The 19131-nt window shown below is 70.8% G+C and carries 14 protein-coding genes; 12 read left to right on the forward strand and 2 right to left on the reverse strand.

Annotation, left to right across the window (positions count from 1 at the left end; all coding sequences use genetic code 11):
- Positions 1 to 2: 2 nt before the first annotated feature.
- The 3 genes from J7E87_RS27240 to J7E87_RS27250 all read left to right on the forward strand — a co-directional run bounded on the left by J7E87_RS27240 (position 3) and on the right by J7E87_RS27250 (position 3887).
- Positions 3 to 1415, forward strand: coding sequence for an FAD-binding oxidoreductase (locus tag J7E87_RS27240; RefSeq protein WP_215097184.1), 1413 nt, complete (start codon positions 3 to 5; stop codon positions 1413 to 1415).
- Between the two features lie 113 nt (positions 1416 to 1528).
- Positions 1529 to 1987 (forward strand): bifunctional DNA primase/polymerase, encoded by a 459-nt coding sequence (locus J7E87_RS27245; RefSeq protein WP_251018050.1) that lies wholly within the window; start codon positions 1529 to 1531, stop codon positions 1985 to 1987.
- A 49-nt stretch (positions 1988 to 2036) separates the two neighbouring features.
- On the forward strand, positions 2037 to 3887 hold the full coding sequence (locus J7E87_RS27250) for a chitinase (RefSeq protein WP_215097206.1): 1851 nt from the start codon (positions 2037 to 2039) through the stop codon (positions 3885 to 3887).
- Here the strand turns inward: J7E87_RS27250 and J7E87_RS27255 are convergent.
- Together J7E87_RS27255 and gabT are read right to left on the reverse strand one after the other, a co-directional pair.
- Complete coding sequence (locus tag J7E87_RS27255; protein ID WP_215097186.1) at positions 3838 to 4647, reverse strand: phosphatase PAP2 family protein; 810 nt, start codon at positions 4645 to 4647, stop codon at positions 3838 to 3840. The genes J7E87_RS27250 and J7E87_RS27255 overlap by 50 nt on opposite strands.
- Before the next feature lie 160 nt (positions 4648 to 4807).
- On the reverse strand, positions 4808 to 6142 hold the full coding sequence (gene gabT / locus J7E87_RS27260) for a 4-aminobutyrate--2-oxoglutarate transaminase (protein WP_215097187.1): 1335 nt from the start codon (positions 6140 to 6142) through the stop codon (positions 4808 to 4810).
- Positions 6143 to 6508: 366 nt separating this feature from the next.
- Between gabT and J7E87_RS27265 the strand changes: the two genes are divergently transcribed.
- The 9 genes from J7E87_RS27265 to J7E87_RS27305 form a co-directional block, all read left to right on the forward strand.
- Positions 6509 to 8614, forward strand: a complete 2106-nt coding sequence (locus tag J7E87_RS27265; RefSeq protein WP_215097188.1) for an ATP-binding protein — start codon at positions 6509 to 6511, stop codon at positions 8612 to 8614.
- Positions 8615 to 8722: 108 nt separating this feature from the next.
- A complete protein-coding gene (locus tag J7E87_RS27270) occupies positions 8723 to 10291 on the forward strand; it encodes a PucR family transcriptional regulator (protein WP_215097189.1) in 1569 nt (522 codons plus the stop codon).
- A gap of 104 nt (positions 10292 to 10395) precedes the next feature.
- Positions 10396 to 11355, forward strand: a complete 960-nt coding sequence (locus tag J7E87_RS27275) for an EamA family transporter (RefSeq protein WP_215097190.1) — start codon at positions 10396 to 10398, stop codon at positions 11353 to 11355.
- A gap of 186 nt (positions 11356 to 11541) precedes the next feature.
- Positions 11542 to 12987: an aldehyde dehydrogenase family protein gene (locus J7E87_RS27280; protein WP_215097191.1), complete on the forward strand. Its 1446-nt coding sequence runs from the start codon at positions 11542 to 11544 to the stop codon at positions 12985 to 12987.
- Positions 12988 to 13198: 211 nt separating this feature from the next.
- Complete coding sequence (locus tag J7E87_RS27285) at positions 13199 to 15145, forward strand: acyl-CoA dehydrogenase family protein (RefSeq protein ID WP_215097192.1); 1947 nt, start codon at positions 13199 to 13201, stop codon at positions 15143 to 15145.
- Between the two features lie 203 nt (positions 15146 to 15348).
- A complete protein-coding gene (locus tag J7E87_RS27290) occupies positions 15349 to 16116 on the forward strand; it encodes a hypothetical protein (protein ID WP_215097193.1) in 768 nt (255 codons plus the stop codon).
- An 81-nt stretch (positions 16117 to 16197) separates the two neighbouring features.
- Positions 16198 to 17460, forward strand: a complete 1263-nt coding sequence (gene dxr / locus J7E87_RS27295) for a 1-deoxy-D-xylulose-5-phosphate reductoisomerase (protein ID WP_215097194.1) — start codon at positions 16198 to 16200, stop codon at positions 17458 to 17460.
- Positions 17457 to 18758, forward strand: coding sequence for an RIP metalloprotease (locus J7E87_RS27300; protein WP_215097195.1), 1302 nt, complete (start codon positions 17457 to 17459; stop codon positions 18756 to 18758). The genes dxr and J7E87_RS27300 overlap by 4 nt, the downstream gene beginning before the upstream one ends.
- 199 nt (positions 18759 to 18957) lie before the next feature.
- The coding region (locus tag J7E87_RS27305; RefSeq protein WP_215097207.1) for a flavodoxin-dependent (E)-4-hydroxy-3-methylbut-2-enyl-diphosphate synthase at positions 18958 to 19131 on the forward strand (174 nt) is incomplete at its 3' end.

A 19131-nucleotide genomic window follows, 5' to 3' on the forward strand; every position in this document is an offset into this window, starting at 1 on the left:
CCATGGCCCCAGCTGCCATGACCTTTGCCTCATCACTATCCGACGCCCAGCCCGTCTCCTATTGGCTGGACGACCCCGCGAAGCCCGGCGCGCTCCCCGCGCTCACCGGTGACGAACACTGCGACCTCCTCGTCGTCGGCGGAGGTTACAGCGGACTGTGGACCGCGCTGCTGGCCAAGGAGCGCGACCCCGGGCGGGACGTCGTACTGATCGAAGGGCGCGAGGTGGGCTGGGCCGCCTCGGGCCGCAACGGCGGCTTCTGCGCCGCCTCCCTCACCCACGGCCTGGGCAACGGACTCGCCCGCTGGCCCGGTGAGCTGGCCGAACTGGAGGAGCTCGGCGACCGCAACCTCGACGCCATCGAGGCAGCGGTCAAGGCGTACTCGATCGACTGCGACTTCGAGCGCACCGGCGAGATCGACGTCGCCACCGAGCCCTACCAGGTCGATGAGCTCCACGAGACGTACGAGGCGGCGACCCGGCTCGGCTTCGGCGGGCTCGAACTCCTGGACCAGGACGCGGTACGCGCCGAGGTGAACTCCCCGACCTTCCTCGGCGGTCTGTGGGACAGGCGCGGGGTCGCCATGCTGCACCCCGCCAGACTCGCCTGGGGACTCAAGCAGGCCTGCATGGACCTCGGCGTACGCCTCTACGAGAACACCCAGGGCCTCGAACTCGCCTCGTCCGGCGCCGCAATGGTGGTCCGCACGCCGTACGGCCGGGTCCTCGCCCGTCGCGTCGCCCTCGGCACCAACGTCTTCCCGTCGCTGGTCAGGCGGGTGCGCCCGTACACCGTCCCGGTCTACGACTACGCCCTGATGACCGAACCGCTCAGCGCTCAGCAGCTCGCCGAGATCGGCTGGAAGCGGCGGCAGGGGCTCGGCGACAGCGCCAACCAGTTCCACTACTTCCGGATCACCGCCGACCACCGCATCCTGTGGGGCGGCTACGACGCGATCTATCCCTACGGCGGCAGGCTCAGCGCCGAGATGGACCACCGGCCCGAGACCTATCTCAAGCTCGCAAGCCACTTCTTCCACTGCTTCCCGCAATTGGAGGGCCTGCGATTCAGCCACGCCTGGGGCGGCGCGATCGACACCTGCTCGCGCTTCTCCGCCTTCTTCGGCACCGCGCACGGCGGCAGGGTCGCCTACGCCGCCGGATATACGGGTCTGGGCGTCGGCGCCACCCGCTTCGGCGCGGACGTCATGCTCGACCTGCTCTCCGGGGAGCGGACGGAGCGCACCGAGCTGGAGATGGTGCGCAGCAAGCCGCTGCCGTTCCCGCCCGAGCCTGTCGCGTGGGCCGGCATCGGCCTCACCAAATGGGCGCTGGCCAGGGCGGACGCCAACGGCGGCCGACGCAACGCGTGGCTGCGGACGATGGACAGGCTCGGCCTCGGCTTCGACAGCTAGAGGTGACGCGGCTCACCGCAGACTGGTGGCCGAAACCCGCGTAATCCCGCGCGCCCACCCCGCTCTCCCCGTGTGAACGCATCGTCTGCGCACACGGAATGGAGGCCGGGCAATTGACTGACTCGGGGGCCAGGACTGCGGTGGAGTGGCTGGCGTCGGTGGCTCCCGACCCGGACGCCTGCCGGTGGGAATGGGAGCGCAATCCCCTCGGCGTCGCCCTGCTGCCCGCCGGCCGGCGCTGGGACGTGCTGATCCTGACGGGCGAGCTGGGCTGTCCGACGCTCGATGTGCTGACCCGGCTGGTCGACCGGCCGGGACCGGTCCTCGGCGACCTCGACGATGGGCGCATGGGCTTCTTCGTACCGCCGGGCACCGCCGGGTGCTGGATCGGCACGGGCGTACGCGGCGTGGGCCTGGGGGCCTCGGTCGTCGTCCCGTATCCGGGGCGGGCCGGCGAAGGCGTGCGCTGGCTGATCCCACCCGATGGTTCCGGAACGCTCACCGATCCTTCGCTGCTGGAGCTCGCCATGCACGAGGCGGCGGCGGACCTGGCGCGCGGCGGCGGGTACTGAGACGGCCCGCGCGCTGCCAGAGGTCTTGACAACAGCATTGGTCTGGACCATGTTGTGCGCGCTCCCACTTGAATCCCCCCCATGCCCGGAGGCAGTTGTGGACCGCACCAGACTTTTGGCCGCCCTTTCGGCGGCCGCCATCGCCATCAGCGGGCTCGTCGCCACGGCGACCTCCGCGGGAGCGGCCGACACCGAACTCGCGCGCAATGGCGGCTTCGAGGCGGGACTGGAGGGCTGGAGCTGTACGGCGGGCAGCGGCGCCGTCGTCAACGCGCCCGTTCACGGCGGCAGTTCCGCACTGAAGGCAACGCCGGCGGGCAGCGACAACGCCAAGTGCGGCCAGACGGTCACGGTCAAGCCCAACTCCGACTACACGCTGAGCGGCTGGGTCCAGGGCAGCTATGTCTATCTGGGCGCGTCGGGCACCGGCACCACCGACGTCTCCACCTGGACGGCGTCCGCGCCCAGCTGGCAGCGGCTGACCACGACCTTCCGCACCGGCGCGGCCACCACCTCGGTGACGATCTACACCCACGGCTGGTACGGCACCCCCACCTACTACGCCGACGACCTCTCCCTGCTCGGCCCCGGCGGCGATCCGGTACAGATCCCGGCCGCCCCCACCGGCCTCACGGCGGGTTCCCCCGGCTCCACCTCGGTCCCGCTCAGCTGGTCAGGGTCCTCCGGCGCCACCAGCTACCACGTGTACCGGGGCGGCGCCAAGGTCCTCACAGTGAGCGGGACTTCGGCCACCGTCACCGGACTGGCCCCCTCCACCTCGTACAGCTTCCAGGTCTCCGCGGCCAACGCGGCGGGAGAGTCCCCGAAGTCGGCGGCGCTCACCGCGACCACCACGTCGGGCGGCGGCGGCAGCGGCGGTGACCTGCCCGCCCACGCCCTTGTCGGCTATCTGCATGCCAGCTTCGCCAATGGTTCCGGCTACACGCGCATGGCCGACGTCCCCGACTCCTGGGACGTCATCAACCTCGCCTTCGGCGAACCGACCTCGGTCACCTCCGGCGACATCCGCTTCAGCCTCTGCCCGGCGTCCGAGTGCCCGAATGTCGAATCGCTCGCCGACTTCAAGGCCGCCGTCAAGGCCAAGCAGGCAGCAGGCAAGAAGATCCTGATCTCCATCGGCGGCGCCAACGGCCAGGTCCAGCTCTCCACCACGGCCGCCCGCGACACCTTCGTCTCCTCGGTCTCGAAGATCATCGACGAGTACGGGCTCGACGGCCTGGACATCGACTTCGAGGGCCACTCGCTCTCACTGAACACCGGTGACACGGACTTCCGCTCGCCGACCTCACCGGTGATCGTCAACCTGATCTCGGCGATCAAGACCCTCAAGGCGAAGTACGGCTCCGACTTCGTGCTCGCCATGGCCCCGGAGACGTTCTTCGTGCAGCTCGGCTACCAGTACTACGGCTCGGGCCCCTGGGGCGGCCAGGACCCGCGGGCCGGGGCGTACCTTCCCGTCATCCACGCCCTGCGCGACGACCTCACCCTGCTGCACGTCCAGGACTACAACTCGGGCTCGATCATGGGCCTGGACAACCAGTACCACTCCATGGGCGGCGCGGACTTCCATATCGCCATGACCGACATGCTGCTGACCGGCTTCCCGGTCGCCGGCGACACCACCAAGGTCTTTCCCGCCCTGCGCCCGGAGCAGGTCGCCATCGGCCTCCCCGCATCCACCCAGGCAGGCAACGGCCACACCACGCCGGCGGAGGTGAACAAGGCGCTGGACTGCCTGACGAAGAAGGTGAGTTGCGGCTCGTACCAGACCCACGGCAGTTGGCCGTCCCTGCGCGGCCTGATGACCTGGTCGGTCAACTGGGACCGCTTCAACCAGTGGGAGTTTTCGAAGAACTTCGACGCGTACGGATGGAGCTGACGGTCAGCAGCAGCCCGCACAGGCACCAGCTGCCGATGACGTCCAGTGGCCAGTGATAGCCGCGCAGGACGAGTCCGATGCTCGTCGCCAGGGTCAGCGCCACGGCGACGGGCATCGCCCATCCGCGCCTGAGATACGGGGTGATGAGCATCGCCGCTCCGCAGTAGGCCACCATCGCGGTCGCGGTATGGCCGGAAGGGTAGAAGCCGGTTGCCCCGGTGAGTGGGCCCTGGCGGTCGATCAGGGTTTTGAGGGGCGCGACGAGCGCGGGAACGGCGGCCATGGCGAGCGCGGCGTACAGCGCCTCGGCCCGCCGGCCGCGACACACCGCGTACGCGATGGCCGCGCCCAGGACGGGGAGCGCGACCCCCATGCTGCCGAGGTCGGCCAGCAGACCGGTCAGCGTCCAGGGTCCGCGGCCGACGATCCTGAGCTCGACGCGTTCGTCCAGGGACCGCAACGGACCGTCCGCGGCCACCTGCCAGGTGATCACCGCGAAGACGACGGCATACAGCGCGGGAAGCCACGCGGAAAGAAGAGAAGCCGGCCGCCTCGGAACAGGGGGGGTTGTTCCGAGGCGGCCGGCCGGACCGGTTTGCCGCGCGCCCCGGGGGGTCTGGGGCGGGCGGCCATCCGATCGGTGAGGAGTTCCGGAGCCAGAAGCTCCAGTGGTGTGCGCGAGGGCACGACCAAGGCGGGGCTGGGGAGGCTCCATCCTGGCGTCGCCCGCAGTCCCCTGCGAGCGGGGTGTTTCTCTCATCTGCGGAAACCGTACGGCAGGGGCAGGGGGGACCGACAGACGGATTTCCATCCCGCCATCGCCCCCCCACAGCTTCTTCACAGGCTCTGACTGTTCCTCTTGGTCAGACGCGGATCAGGCGTTCTGTCAGGCCCTCGTCAGGCGTCGGTGCAGGCCTCGGTCACACGCCGGCGAAGGCCTGCTCGATGATGTCCAGACCCTCGTTGACAAGGTCCTCGCCGATCACCAGCGGGGGCAGGAATCGCAGCACATTGCCGTACGTGCCGCAGGTGAGGACCAGCAGACCCTCGGCGTGGCAGGCCTTGGCGAGCGCGGAGGTGGCGGCCGGGTTCGGCTCCTTGGAGTGGCGGTCCTTGACCAGCTCGATCGCGATCATCGCGCCGCGGCCGCGGATGTCGCCGATGATGTCGAACTTCTCGGCCATCGCGGTGAGGCGGCCCTTCATGACCTCCTCGATGCGCTTGGCCCTGCCGTTGAGGTCGAGCTCCTTCATGGTCTCGATGGCGCCGAGCGCGCCGGCGCAGGCCACCGGGTTGCCGCCGTAGGTGCCGCCGAGGCCGCCCGCGTGCGGGGCGTCCATGATCTCGGCGCGGCCGGTCACGGCGGCGAGCGGCAGACCGCCCGCGATGCCCTTGGCCGTGGTGATCAGGTCCGGGACGATGCCCTCGTCCTCGCAGGCGAACCACTGGCCGGTGCGGCAGAAGCCGGACTGGATCTCGTCCGCTACGAACACGATCCCGTTGTCCTTCGCGAACTGCGAGATCGCGGGCAGGAAGCCCTTGGCCGGCTCGATGAAGCCGCCCTCGCCGAGAACCGGCTCGATGATGATCGCGGCGACGTTCTCCGCGCCGATCTGCTTGTTGATCATGTCGATGGCCTGCGCGGACGCTTCGGCGCCGGCGTTCTCGGCACCGGTCGGCCAGCGGTAGCCGTACGCCACGGGCACCCGGTAGACCTCGGGCGCGAACGGCCCGAAGCCCTGCTTGTAGGGCATGTTCTTGGCGGTCAGCGCCATCGTGAGGTTGGTCCGGCCGTGGTAGCCGTGGTCGAAGACGACGACGGCCTGACGCTTGGTGTAGGAGCGCGCGATCTTCACGGCGTTCTCGACGGCCTCGGCGCCGGAGTTGAACAGCGCGGACTTCTTCGCGTGGTCGCCCGGCGTCAGCTCGGCGAGCGCCTCGGCGACCTCGACGTACCCCTCGTAGGGCGTGACCATGAAACAGGTGTGGGTGAAGTCGGCGAGCTGCGCGGTCGCGCGGCGTACGACGGCCTCGGCGGAGGCGCCGACGGAGGTCACGGCGATGCCGGAGCCGAAGTCGATGAGGCGGTTGCCGTCCACGTCCTCGATGACACCGCCGCCGGCGCGCGCGGTGAACACGGGCAGAACGGACCCCACACCGCTGGCGACCGCGGCGGTACGGCGAGCCTGCAGCTCGATCGACTTCGGGCCGGGGATGGCGGTGACGACGCGGCGCTCCTGCGGGATTGCGGTCATGAGGGGCTCCTGGGGGTGCTTTGGACGCTACTTCTCTTTCTCGCAGGCTAGGCGCGAGGGAGGGGGCCCGGCATGCGCCGTTCGGGAGTACTGGGGGTGTGTCCTTGTCCGCGCCGGACATAGGCGGGCGGAGGGCGGGCGGGGCGGGCCGTGCCCGTCGCCGGACGGCGGGGCCCGGTCCGGCGCCGACGGGGTCCGGTTCGGCGCCCGGACCGCCGGTGGAGAGCCCCCGCACCCCGACCGAGAACCAGGGCAGCAGGCACCGGCCGGACCACCGGGGCGAGGTGAATCGGTGAACTACCCCGGCAGGGGCACTAGATTGACGGGTGCACAGAGCGGGCCTGGCTGGTCAGGGGGCAGCGGTTAATGGATTCCGAAGGCACATTCGACGCACGCGGCACGCGGTCCGACCCGGTGCCACGGCCGGCGAGGCCACCAGTCGTCCCCGGGATCCCCGCAGTCCCCGGCCACGCGCCCACCACCCGCCCTGCCGTCGTGGACTGGCTGCGCACCCCGCGCCCCGCCGCCGACCCCGGCGTCTGGCGCCTCGGCCACCGCGCCCGTCCCGAGGAGGAGCCCGAGCTCGTCCCGGCCCGCCGCCTCTTCGCCGGCGCCGTCATCGCGCTGCTCAGCGGCTGGCTGCTGTGGTCCCTCCTGTGGAACGGCTATCTCGGCCGCTACTGGATCTGGCCGCTGCTGGTCCTGACCCCCGACTCCTGGCGTTCCGACCCGCCCACCTGGGCGACCGCCAGCTACATCTACTACGCGATCGTCGGCGGCGCCTTGCTGGTGTTCTTCGCCCGCATCGGCCACGTACCGGAGATCTGGCACCGCTATGTGCGCCGCGCCGACAAGCCGGTCACGGCCCCCCCGCCGCCGCCGGGGGCGGACCCCGCCGACTGGCCCGAGCTGCGCGCGGCCGGCCTGGCCGACGCGGCGCGGAGCCTCGCCCAGGCCACTCGCTCCGGCGCGCTCGGCGATGTCGACTACGCACGGATCCGGCGTGCCTGGCAGGGCGTCCACGCCCGGCCCGAACGGCTCGCCGCCTTCACCGACACAGTGCGCGAACACGGCCCGGCCGCCTGCGCCCACCCGTCCGGCGTACGCGACGTGCCCGTCCGCACCGCCACCCACGACCTGGCCACCGCCCAGGTCAAGATCGGCACCGCCGTCGACGACCCCCGCAACCCCTACGCCCGCCGTACCACCGGCGTCGCCCTCGAACCCGCCCTCCTCGGCACCTCGCTGCTCGCCGTCGGCCCCTCCGGCTCCGGCAAGAGCGTGCGTCTCGTGCGGCCCGTCGTCGAGTCGATGTGCCTGCTCGCCCTCGCCAACCGCGCCGCCGTCGTCGCCGTGACGGCGTACGGCACCGGCCTCGCCCCCGACGACGCCTTCGACCTCGTCATCGGCGTCGGCCGCCCCGACTCCACCCATGACCTGGACCTCTACGGCGGCGCCGACGACCCCGACGAGGCCGCCCGGATGCTCGCCGAGGCCCTCGTCGGCGATCTCGCCGCCACCCTCCCCGGCGGTGACAGCAGGCGCGCCGCCACCGCGCTGGCCCAGCTGATCGGGCCGTACCAGTGCGTCCACGGCCACTTCCCCGCCGTACCTGAGCTGCGCGAGCTGCTCAGCGCCGCGCCCGCCGCGGTCGGCGCGCTGCGCACCGCCCTGGAGAGTGCTGCCGACCCCGGCGCCGCCGCCCAGTTGCGTGAACTGGACGCCAGGGAGCGGCAGTCGGCCCGCGCCGACGACATCGGCGTACTGCTCGCCGAGCGGATCGCCTTCCTGGACCGGCCCGCGTTCGCGCACTTCTTCCGTACCGAAGGCGACGGCCGGCAGTTCTCCCTGCGCGCCATCGAGCACCCGCTGCGGGTCCGCATCGACCTGCCCGAGCGCGGCCACGCCGAGGCCTCGCGGATCATCGCGCGCCTGGTCCTCGCCCAGTTCACCGAGGCCACGCTGACCCGCTCCGACCGGTCGCTGTTCGCCTGTCTCGTCCTGGACGACGCGACGTACACCGTGACCGCCGACTCGGTGCGTGCGGTGCAGCGGCTGCGCTCCGCCAACGCCGGCGTGGTCTTCGCGCTGCGCACCCTGGAGGACGTGCCGGAGCCGCTGCGCGGCCCGCTGCTCGGCGCGGTCGGCTGCCGGATGGCGTTCGCCGGGCTCGCGCCCTGGGACGGCGGCCGGTTCGCCGAGACCTGGGGCACCGAATGGGTGCAGACCCGGGACGTCACCAACCGGCAGATCATCTCCGACGAGCCCCTCACCAAGGCGCTGCACATGATGCGCCGGCTGGTCACCGGTAAGGCGGCCACCGCCGAGGCGATCACCGTGCGGGAGGTCGAGCGGGCCCGCTGGTCGGCGTCCGACCTCGCGCACGCCGTGCCCGCCGGGCACGCGGTGCTCTCGCTGACGACCGTACGGGGCGAGCACGCGCCGCCCCTTCTGGTGGATCTGCGTACCTGAGCCGAGCCGCGGACTACTACGCCCTGGCAGAATCGATGTACGCCGTTCATACGGGACGGCGAAATCGTCCGCACCTGTGCGCGTCCGTTTTGAAGGGCTCAAGGTCCCATGCCGCCCACGCTCGCCTCGCTCGTCCAGCACTCGGCGCTCAAACTCACCGTGCGCGCCGGGGAGGACAGGCTTGAGACGCCCGTGCGCTGGGCGCATGTCAGCGAACTCGCCGACCCCGTGCCGTACATGGAGGGCGGTGAGCTGCTGCTCGTCACGGCGATGACCCTGGACGCCCAGGATCGCGAGGCGATGCGCCGCTACGTGCGCAGGCTTCTGGGCGCGGGCGTCGTCGGGCTCGGTTTCGCGGTCGGCGTGTACTACGACGACATCCCGGACGCGCTCGTCGAGGCCGCGAAGGAGGAGGACCTGCCGCTCCTCGCCGTACCCCGCAAGACTCCCTTCCTCGCCATCAGCAAGGCGGTCTCCGCCGCGAACGCCGCCGACCAGTACCGCGCGGTGACGGCGGGTTTCGAGGCGCAGCGGGAGCTGACGCGGGCCGCGCTCGCCGAGGGCCCCGGCGGCGTCGTCGCCCGCCTCGCAGCGCATGTCGACGGCTGGGCCGCGCTGTACGACGCGTCCGGCGCCGTCGTCGAGGCAGCGCCGGAGTGGGCCGCGCGCCGGGCCGCCCGGCTCACCGCCGACGTGGAGCGGCTGCGTGAGCGGTCAGCGCCCGCGAGCGCGGTGGTCGGCGACAGAGGCGACGACCGGGTCGAACTGCAGTCGCTGGGCAGCGGACGGCGGGTGCGTGGCGCGCTGGCCGTCGGCACCGGAGCGCCGCTGGGCACCGCCGAGCGGTACGCCGTGCATTCCGCGGTCGCTCTGCTGACCCTCGCCACGGAGCGCTCCCGCTCGCTCCAGGAGGCGGAGCAGCGGCTCGGCGCCGCGGTGCTGCGCATGCTGCTCTCCGGCCAGCAGGACCATGCGCGCGCGGTCGCCGGAGACCTCTACGGCGGGCTGCTCGACGCTCCCTTCCGGCTGCTGATCGCCGAGCCCGCGGGGGACCCGGACCCGTCCGCCGAGCACCCGCTGAAGGCCTTCGCCGAATCGATGGAGTCGGCGGCGGCCAGGGCGGGGGAGCCGCTGTTGGATGTGCCGGACATGGAGAACCGGCTGGTGGTGCTGGCCGCGGACGGCGGGGCGGTCGTCGCGGCCTGCACCTCGGCGTACGCGGAGAAGGAGGCCGAGGACGCCGAGGTGGTCGTCGGGCTCTCCGCGCCGACCGGGCCGATAGCCGCCGCAGGCGCGTACAAACAGGCCGAACAGGCGCTTTCGGTCGCCCGGCGACGCGGCCGCGCCCTCGTCGAGCACGAGGAACTCGCCGCCGGATCGGTCCTCCCGCTGCTCGCCGACGACGCGGTGCGTGCCTTCGCCGACGGGATGCTGCGCGCGCTGTACGAACACGACGCGACCGGCCGCGGCGACCTGGTCGCCTCCCTGCGCGCCTGGCTCTCGCGCCACGGCCAGTGGGACGCGGCAGCCGCGGACCTGGGCGTGCACCGCCATACGCTGCGCTACCGGATGCGCCGGGTCGAGGAGATCCTGGGGCGCTCGCTGGACGACCCGGACGTCCGGATGGAGCTCTGGCTCGCGCTGAAGACGACGGCGGGCGGCCCGGCGACGCAGTGACCGGCGACGGAGTGACAAGCGGGCGCGAGGTTTTTCCGCTTTTCTGCCCGAAGTCGGGCAGAAATATTGGTGGTTGATCGCCGAAGTGCCTAAGGTCCTGCCTCGTGGCCACCAACTCAAGCACTCCTGAGGCCGGCACCCCCGTCGTCGCTACCGTCGAAGCACCCCCGCCCGGCCGCCGGATATCCGGAGCCGTCTGGCTGGCGCTCGCCATCGTGTACGTCGTCTGGGGCTCCACCTACCTCGGCATCCGCATCGTCGTCGAGACCATGCCCCCCTTCCTCTCCGCGGGCGCCCGCTTCATCGTGGCGGGCCTGATTCTCACCGGGCTCGTGGCCTGGCGCCAGGGGACTTCGGCGCTCAAGGTCACCCCCGCCCAGCTCGCCTCGGCAGCCCTGGTCGGCCTGCTGCTCCTGCTCGGCGGCAACGGCCTCGTGGTGCTCGCCGAGACCTCAGTGCCCTCCGGGCTCGCCGCCCTGCTGATCGCCGTCGTGCCCGCCTGGGTGGTCGTGCTGCGCCGGGCCTTCGGCGAGCGGCCCGGCCTCGGCGCGTATCTCGGCGTCCTGCTCGGTCTGGCGGGCCTCGCCGTGCTGACCCTCCCGGGCCTCAGCGGCGACGTTCGCCTGTGGGGCGTCCTCACCGTGATCGTGGCGACCGTCATGTGGTCGGTGGGCTCCTTCTCCTCCTCGAAGATCCCGATGCCGAAGAACCCCTTCGCGGCCAGCGCGTACGAGATGGTCGCGGGCGGCATCGGCTGTCTGCTGGTGGGCCTCGGGCGGGGCGAGCAGTACGGCTTCGTGCTCGGAGAGGTCTCCGGCCGCTCCTGGACGGCACTCGGCTATCTCGTCGTCTTCGGCTCGCTCGTCGCGTTCACGGCGTACGCCTGGCTGCTGCACTCCGCGCCGCTGTCGCTGGTCGCGACGTACGCGTACGTCAACCCGGTCGTCGCCGTACTCCTCGGCGCGCTGGTCCTGAACGAGCAGCTGAGCTGGCCGATCGCGGTCGGTGGCGCGGTGGTGGTGGCGGGGGTCTTCCTGATCGTGTCGACGGAACGTCGACGCTGACCCTGGGGGCAAGCCCCCAGGCCCGTACGGCCTTCGGCCGTGTCCTCAATCGCCGGACGGGCTGAATCGGCACGCCAAAGCGGCGGATCCGGCCGGTCCATCACTCCACCCCGGACAAACGCCAGACCGGCCTCCCACCCCTACCGTGGGGCACAGACAACCCCACTACCTCGGAAGGGCCGGGACATGACCTCCACCCACGCCTTCTGGCTCGCCGGCCGTCAGGCCACCGGCGAGGCCACCTTCGACGTCACTTCCCCCTGGGACGGACGTCTCGTCGGTCAGGTCTCCGTCCCCACCGAGGCTCAGGTGGAGGAGGCCGTCGCCGCCGCGCAGGCCGTCGTGGACGAGTTCGCGGCGACCCCGGCGCACGTACGCGCCGCCGCCCTCGACCACGTGTCGAAGCGCCTCGTCGAGCGCACCGAGGAGATCGCCCAGCTGATCTCCGCCGAGAACGGCAAGCCGGTCAAGTGGGCCCGTGGCGAGGTCGGCCGGGCTGTCTCAGTCTTCCGGTTCGCGGCCGAGGAGGCCCGGCGCTTCAACGGCGGCGAGGCCCAGCGCCTCGACACCGACGCCGGCGGCCAGGGCCGCCTCGCGCTCACCCGCCGCTTCCCCAAGGGTGTCGTTCTCGGCATCGCGCCGTTCAATTTCCCGCTGAACCTCTGTGCCCACAAGATCGCCCCGGCCATCGCCGTCGGCGCGCCGATCATCCTCAAGCCGGCCCCGGCGACCCCGCTGTCCGGCCTGATCCTCGGTGAGCTGCTCGCCGAGACCGACCTGCCCGAGGGTTCCTGGTCCGTCCTCCCGGTCCCGAACGACAAGATGCCCGCCCTCGTCCAGGACGAGCGTCTCCCGGTCATCTCTTTCACGGGCTCCGACAAGGTCGGCTACGCGATCATGGACTCGGTGCCGCGCAAGCACTGCACCCTGGAGCTGGGTGGCAACGGCGCGGCCGTCGTCCTCGGCGACTTCGGATCCGAGCAGGACCTTCACTGGGCGGCGACGCGTATCGCCACCTTCTCCAACTACCAGGGCGGCCAGTCCTGCATCTCCGTGCAGCGTGTGATCGCCGACGCCGCGGTCTACGACCGTCTGCTGCCGAAGATCGTCGCGGCTGTCGAGGCCCAGGTCACCGGCGACCCGTCCGACTCCGCCACTGACGTCGGCCCGCTGGTCAGCGAGGACGCCGCCAAGCGTGTCGAGTCCTGGGTCGACGAGGCGGTCCAGGCGGGCGCGAAGCTGCTGGCCGGCGGCAAGCGCGACGGCGCGTCCTACGCGCCCACCGTTCTCGCCGACGTCCCCGCGGACACCACCATCGCCTGTGAGGAGGTCTTCGGACCCGTCCTCACGCTCAGGAAGGTCGACGGCGAGGCCGAGGCCTTCGCCGCCGTGAACGACTCCAAGTACGGCCTGCAGGCAGGCGTGTTCACGCATGACCTGCAGACTGCCTTCCGCGCCCACCGAGCACTCGAGGTCGGCGGCGTGATCATCGGCGATGTGCCGTCGTACCGCGCGGACCAGATGCCCTACGGCGGCGCCAAGCAGTCCGGCGTGGGCCGCGAGGGCGTGCGCTACGCGATGGACGACTACACGTACGAGCGGGTGCTGGTCTTCACCGGTCTGGCGCTGTAGCGCCCGTACGCAACGGATGACGGCCGGAGCCCACTGTGCGGGGGCTCCGGCCGTTTCCGTCCCCCCGTCGCCGTAGCTCCAGTGTCGTACGGAGACTGGTGGAGAGGGCAGGAATCGGGTACTACGGACGAGTAGCACCGGTCGGTACGGCGCGCCCGCGCGCCCCGGCCCAAGCCCCCGGAAGATCCCGACTCGCGGCGAGGTGAGCCTCATGTCCGCTCCACTCCAGAAGACCCAGCCACCGAAGGTCAGTGAGCGCGAAGCACGGCAGGTCGCCGAGGCCGCACGCGAACAGGACTGGCGCAAGCCAAGCTTCGCCAAGGAGCTGTTCCTGGGCCGCTTCCGCCTCGACCTGATCCATCCGCATCCCATGCCGGCCGGTGAGGACACCCGGCGGGGCGAGGAATTCCTCTCGAAACTCCGCCACTTCTGCGAGACGAAAATCGACGGCGCGCTCATCGAGCGCGAGGCGCGGATTCCCGACGAGGTGATCAACGGGCTCAGGGAGCTCGGCGCGCTCGGCATGAAGATCGACATCAAGTACGGCGGCCTCGGCCTCACCCAGGTGTACTACAACAAGGCGCTGGCCCTGGTCGGCTCGGCGAACCCGGCGCTGGGCGCCCTGCTCTCCGCCCATCAGTCGATCGGCGTACCGCAGCCGCTGAAGATCTTCGGCACGCAGGAGCAGAAGGATGCGTTCCTGCCGCGCCTCGCCCGTACCGACATCTCCGCCTTCCTGCTCACCGAGCCGGACGTCGGCTCCGACCCCGCCCGCCTCGCCACCACAGCCGTCCCGGACGGCGATTCGTACATCCTCGACGGCGTCAAGCTGTGGACGACCAACGGCGTCGTCGCCGACCTGCTCGTGGTCATGGCCCGCGTCCCCAAGTCGGAGGGTCACAAGGGAGGCATCACCGCCTTCGTCGTCGAAGCGGCGAGCGAGGGCGTCACTGTCGAGAACCGCAACGCCTTCATGGGCCTGCGCGGGCTCGAGAACGGCGTCACCCGCTTCCACCAGGTGCGTGTCCCCGCCGCGAACCGCATCGGCCCCGAGGGCGCCGGCCTCAAGATCGCCCTCACCACCCTCAACACCGGCCGCCTCTCGCTGCCCGCGATGTGCGTCGGCTCCGGCAAGTGGTGCCTGAAGATCGCCCGGGAGTGGTCGGCCACCCGGGAGCAATGGGGCAAGCCGGTCGCGAAGCACGAGGCCGTCGGCGCCAAGATCTCCTTCATCGCCGCGACCACCTTCGCCCTCGAAGCGGTCGTCGACCTCTCCTCGCAGATGGCCGACGAGGACCGCAACGACATCCGCATCGAAGCGGCGCTCGCCAAGCTCTACGGCTCCGAAATGGGCTGGCTGATGGCCGACGAGCTGGTCCAGATCCGCGGCGGCCGCGGCTTCGAGACGGCGGACTCCCTGGCGGCCCGCGGTGAACGGGCCGTTCCCGCCGAGCAGATGCTGCGCGACATGCGCATCAACCGCATCTTCGAGGGCTCGACCGAGATCATGCATCTGCTGATCGCCCGCGAGGCGGTCGACGCCCACCTTGCCGTGGCCGGCGACATCATCGACCCCGACAAGCCCCTGTCCGCCAAGGCGAAGGCGGGTGCGAACGCCGCCGCCTTCTACGCCCGCTGGCTCCCCAAGCTGGTCACGGGACCGGGGCAACTCCCGGGTACATACAGCGAGTTCCACCCCGACGGGCTTCCGGATCTCGCCGGGCATCTGCGCTACGTCGAACGCTCCGCCCGCAAGCTCGCGCGCTCCACGTTCTACGCGATGTCCCGCTGGCAGGGCCGGATGGAGACCAAACAGGGCTTCCTCGGCCGGATCGTCGACATCGGCGCGGAGCTGTTCGCGATGAGCGCGGCCTGCGTACGCGCGGAACTGCTGCGCACCACCGGGGAGCACGGCCAGGAGGCGTACCAACTGGCCGACGTCTTCTGCCGTCAGTCCCGCATCCGCGTCGAAGAGCTCTTCACCCGCCTGTGGTCCAACACCGACGACCTCGACCGCAAGGTCGTGGACGGCGTCCTGTCCGGTACGTACACCTGGCTGGAGCAGGGCATCGTCGACCCGAGCGGCGAAGGTCCCTGGATCGCGGACGCGACCCCGGGCCCGGCCGAACGGGAAAACGTGCACCGCCCGATCCCCTGAGGCGATACCGGCAGTCCTGACTGTCATTCCTGGCCGACAGCTCTGACTGGCGGCCCTGACTGGCAGCCCCGACCGTCACTCCTGCCAGAGGCCGCCGCCGACATCTGGATCGGCGGCGGCCGGCGCATCGACGCCTTGCCCGGCTCCGCGGAGCGGCAGGTCCGGTACCGTCTGACCACGGTCAACACGGAGACGGGGCTGGGATGTTCGGGGCGGGGAATCAGAACGGCCGACAGCGCGCGGCCGTCGCCGCGCTCGTCGGGGTCGTGCTCAGCGGCGCCGCCGCGTGCGGCGGCAGTGACGACGAGGGCGACAGGGGCGGCAAAGGCGGCAAGGGCGGCGGCAAGCCTCCGGCATCCGCGTCCGCCCCCAAGGCGCTGGCCGAGGCGCAGCTCAGGGCCGTTTCCTTCACCGACGGCGAGAAGATCGGCCCCTACACCGCGTCGGAGTTCACCCTGGGCGCTCCGCTCGGTGAGGACTACACCGCGGCCCCCGCCGTCTGCCAGCCCCTCGTCAGCCTCGCCGAGGGCGCCACCGCGCACGACCCCGCCGCCGAGGTCAACCGCCAGCTGGACATCGCCGACGAGATTGCCGGAATCGGAGTCGCCGTACAGCTGCGCTCTTACGCGAACGGCGAGGCCGCCGCCGTCATGAAGGCCCTCGCCGCGGCCGGCACACAATGCGCCGGCGGCTTCGTCGAGGAGCGCGCCGTCGCGAAGGCAAAATACCTCAAGGCGGAGCCGGCCAAGGCACCCGCCTTCGGGGACGAGGCCAAGGCGTACCGCTTCACCATCCTCGATGTGAAGGGGAAGCTGAAGCTGTACGAGTACCTCACCGTCGTCCGCTCCGGCTCGACCACGCTCTCCTTCCGCGCCGACTTCCTCGGTACCAAGGACATCGGTGCGGTGCCCGCGGAGGTCATGACGGCGCAGTGGGAGAAGTTCGAGGCGGGTGGCAAGACCGGCGCGTAGGGAAGCGTACGGGGGCGCATAAAGGGGCGTACGCGGGGACGCACTGTCCGGCCGCACAGGACTTGCGGCCACAATGGGGTCATGAGCGACAGCCCATCCCCCCTCGCCGACCCGCATATCGTCTTCGACGCGACCGAAGGCCGCCGGGACATCGTCGTCCTCGGCTCCACCGGGTCCATCGGCACACAGGCCATCGACCTGGTTCTGCGCAACCCCGACCGCTTCCGCGTCACCGCGCTCTCCGCCGCGGGAGGCCGCGTCGGCCTCCTGGCCGAGCAGGCACGGCAGTTGCGGGTCGACACGGTCGCGGTGGCCCGCGAGGACGTCGTGCCCGCACTGCGCGAGGCACTCGCGGAGCAGTTCGGCGCCGAGCCCCTGCCGGAGATCCTGGCCGGGCCCGACGCCGCCACGCAGCTCGCCGCATCCTCCTGCCACACCGTGCTCAACGGCATCACAGGCTCCATCGGCCTCGCCCCCACCCTCGCCGCGCTCGAGGCCGGCCGGACCCTCGCCCTCGCCAACAAGGAGTCGCTCATCGTCGGCGGGCCGCTGGTCAAGGCCCTCGCCAGGCCGGGCCAGATCATCCCGGTCGACTCCGAGCACGCGGCCCTCTTCCAGGCCCTCGCGGCCGGGACGAGGGCCGACGTACGCAAGCTCGTCGTCACCGCGTCCGGCGGCCCCTTCCGCGGCCGTACGAAGGCGGAACTGGCGGACGTCACCCCCGAGGCCGCCCTCGCGCACCCCACCTGGGCGATGGGCCCGGTGATCACGATCAACTCCGCGACCCTGGTCAACAAGGGGCTCGAGGTCATCGAGGCGCATCTGCTCTACGACATCCCCTTCGACCGCATCGAGGTCGTCGTCCACCCCCAGTCGTACGTCCACTCCATGGTGGAGTTCACGGACGGCTCGACCATCGCCCAGGCCACCCCGCCGGACATGCGCGGCCCGATCGCCCTCGGCATCGGCTGGCCCGAGCGGATTGCGGACGCGGCCCCCGCCTTCGACTGGTCCAAGGCCTCGACGTGGGAGTTCTTCCCGCTCGACACCGAGGCCTTCCCCTCGGTGGGACTCGCCCGGCATGTGGGGGAGCTGGGCGGGACGGCACCGGCGGTGTTCAATGCCGCGAACGAGGAGTGCGTGGACGCGTTTCTCGCCGGGCGGCTGCCGTTCAACGGAATCATGGATACGGTCACCGAAGTCGTCGCCGAGCACGGTGTGCCCGCCAAGGGAACCTCGCTCACGGTGGCGGACGTCCTGGAAGCGGAGACCTGGGCCCGTGCCCGGGCCCGTGAAATGGCACAGAAATTCAGCGAAGCACGGCCAGCGGAGGCTCGCGCATGACGATTCTGTTGACGGTTCTCGGCATAGGGCTGTTCGCCGTGGGACTGCTGATCTCCATCGCCTGGCACGAGCTCGGCCATCTCTCGACGGCCAAGCTCTTCGGCATCCGCGTGCCTCAGTACATGGTCGGCTTCGGCCCGACCCTCTGGTCCCGGCACAAGGGCGAGACGGAGTACGGCATCAAGGCCATCCCCATGGGCGGCTACATCCGCATGATCGGGATGTTCCCGCCGGGAGCGGACGGGCGGATCGAGTCACGGTCCACCTCGCCCTGGCGCGGGATGATCGAGGACGCCCGCGAGGCTGCCTTCGAGGAGCTGAAGCCCGGCGACGAGAACCGCCTCTTCTACACGCGCAAGCCGTGGAAGCGCGTGATCGTGATGTTCGCGGGCCCCTTCATGAATCTGGTGCTCGCCGTCGCGATCTTCATCGGTGTGTGTATGACCTTCGGCTTCGCGACCCAGACCACCGAGGTGGCCGGCGTCCAGAAGTGCGTCATCGCACAGAGCGAGGAGCGCGACACCTGCAAGAAGAGCGACCCCGTTTCGCCCGCCCAGGCCGCGGGGCTGCAGAAGGGCGACAAGATCGTCGCCTTCAACGGAGAGCCCGTCGCCGACTGGACCGCGCTGTCCAACCACATCCGCGAGACGATCGGCCCGGCCACCATCACCGTCGAGCGCGACGGACAGCAGCAGGTCCTGCACGCCACCCTCGCCAAGAACATGGTGGCCAAGAAGGACGCGGCCGGTCAGGTCATCGCCGACCAGTACGTCGCGGCCGGTTATCTCGGCTTCGCCGCGCAGACCGAGATCCTGCCGCTCTCCTTCACCGATTCCGTCGGCCGCATGGGCGACATGATCGAGAACGGCGTCGATTCGATCATCGCGCTGCCGACCAAGATCCCGGACCTGTGGAACGCGGCCTTCAGCGACGGTGAGCGCAAGGACGACTCCCCGGTCGGCGTGGTCGGTGCGGCGCGCATCAGCGGCGAGTTGATGAACGTCGATGCCCCGGCGCAGAACATCGTCGCGTCGCTCATGATCCTTCTGGCGGGCTTCAACCTCTCGCTGTTCCTGTTCAACATGCTGCCGCTGCTGCCGCTGGACGGCGGGCACATCGCGGGGGCGCTGTGGGAGTCAGTACGCCGCAATATCGCGAAGCTGTTCCGGCGTCCCGACCCCGGTCCCTTCGACGTCGCCCAGCTGATGCCGGTCGCGTACGTCGTGGCGGGGATCTTCGTCTGCTTCACCCTGCTCGTGCTGGTCGCCGACATCGTCAATCCGGTCAAAATCAGCTGAGCAAACCTCTGTGACGACGGCCGGACACTCTTTGTGTCCGGCCGTTCACCTCTCTGTTCACCTTCGCGTTCACCTTTGTATTCACCTTTGAGTGGATTCGACGGCGCGATGTGCTGGGCCGAACCTCAGTGCCGTAATCTCGATGGCTGGAGCCCGCCGATCTCGGGACCACGATCCACACCTTGGGGTTGCACAGCCGATGACTGCAATTTCTCTCGGAATGCCGTCCGTTCCGACCAAGCTCGCCGACCGGAGGGTCAGCCGCAAGATCCAGGTCGGTTCGGTGGCTGTCGGCGGGGACGCGCCGGTGTCGGTGCAGTCGATGACGACCACGCGGACCTGCGACATCGGCGCGACGCTGCAGCAGATCGCG

The organism is Streptomyces sp. ISL-1 (assembly GCF_018614585.1).
Taxonomy (GTDB): domain Bacteria; phylum Actinomycetota; class Actinomycetes; order Streptomycetales; family Streptomycetaceae; genus Streptomyces; species Streptomyces maoxianensis.

Coding starts and splice junctions, on each gene's coding strand:
- J7E87_RS27255 (WP_215097186.1), bottom strand. CDS start 4,647: ATGAGAGAAACACCCCGCTCGCAGGGGACTGCGGGCGACGCCAGGATG.
- dxr (WP_215097194.1), top strand. CDS start 16,198: ATGAGCGACAGCCCATCCCCCCTCGCCGACCCGCATATCGTCTTCGAC.
- J7E87_RS27290 (WP_215097193.1), top strand. CDS start 15,349: ATGTTCGGGGCGGGGAATCAGAACGGCCGACAGCGCGCGGCCGTCGCC.
- gabT (WP_215097187.1), bottom strand. CDS start 6,142: ATGACCGCAATCCCGCAGGAGCGCCGCGTCGTCACCGCCATCCCCGGC.
- J7E87_RS27280 (WP_215097191.1), top strand. CDS start 11,542: ATGACCTCCACCCACGCCTTCTGGCTCGCCGGCCGTCAGGCCACCGGC.
- J7E87_RS27265 (WP_215097188.1), top strand. CDS start 6,509: ATGGATTCCGAAGGCACATTCGACGCACGCGGCACGCGGTCCGACCCG.
- J7E87_RS27240 (WP_215097184.1), top strand. CDS start 3: ATGGCCCCAGCTGCCATGACCTTTGCCTCATCACTATCCGACGCCCAG.
- J7E87_RS27300 (WP_215097195.1), top strand. CDS start 17,457: ATGACGATTCTGTTGACGGTTCTCGGCATAGGGCTGTTCGCCGTGGGA.
- J7E87_RS27270 (WP_215097189.1), top strand. CDS start 8,723: ATGCCGCCCACGCTCGCCTCGCTCGTCCAGCACTCGGCGCTCAAACTC.
- J7E87_RS27250 (WP_215097206.1), top strand. CDS start 2,037: ATGTTGTGCGCGCTCCCACTTGAATCCCCCCCATGCCCGGAGGCAGTT.
- J7E87_RS27285 (WP_215097192.1), top strand. CDS start 13,199: ATGTCCGCTCCACTCCAGAAGACCCAGCCACCGAAGGTCAGTGAGCGC.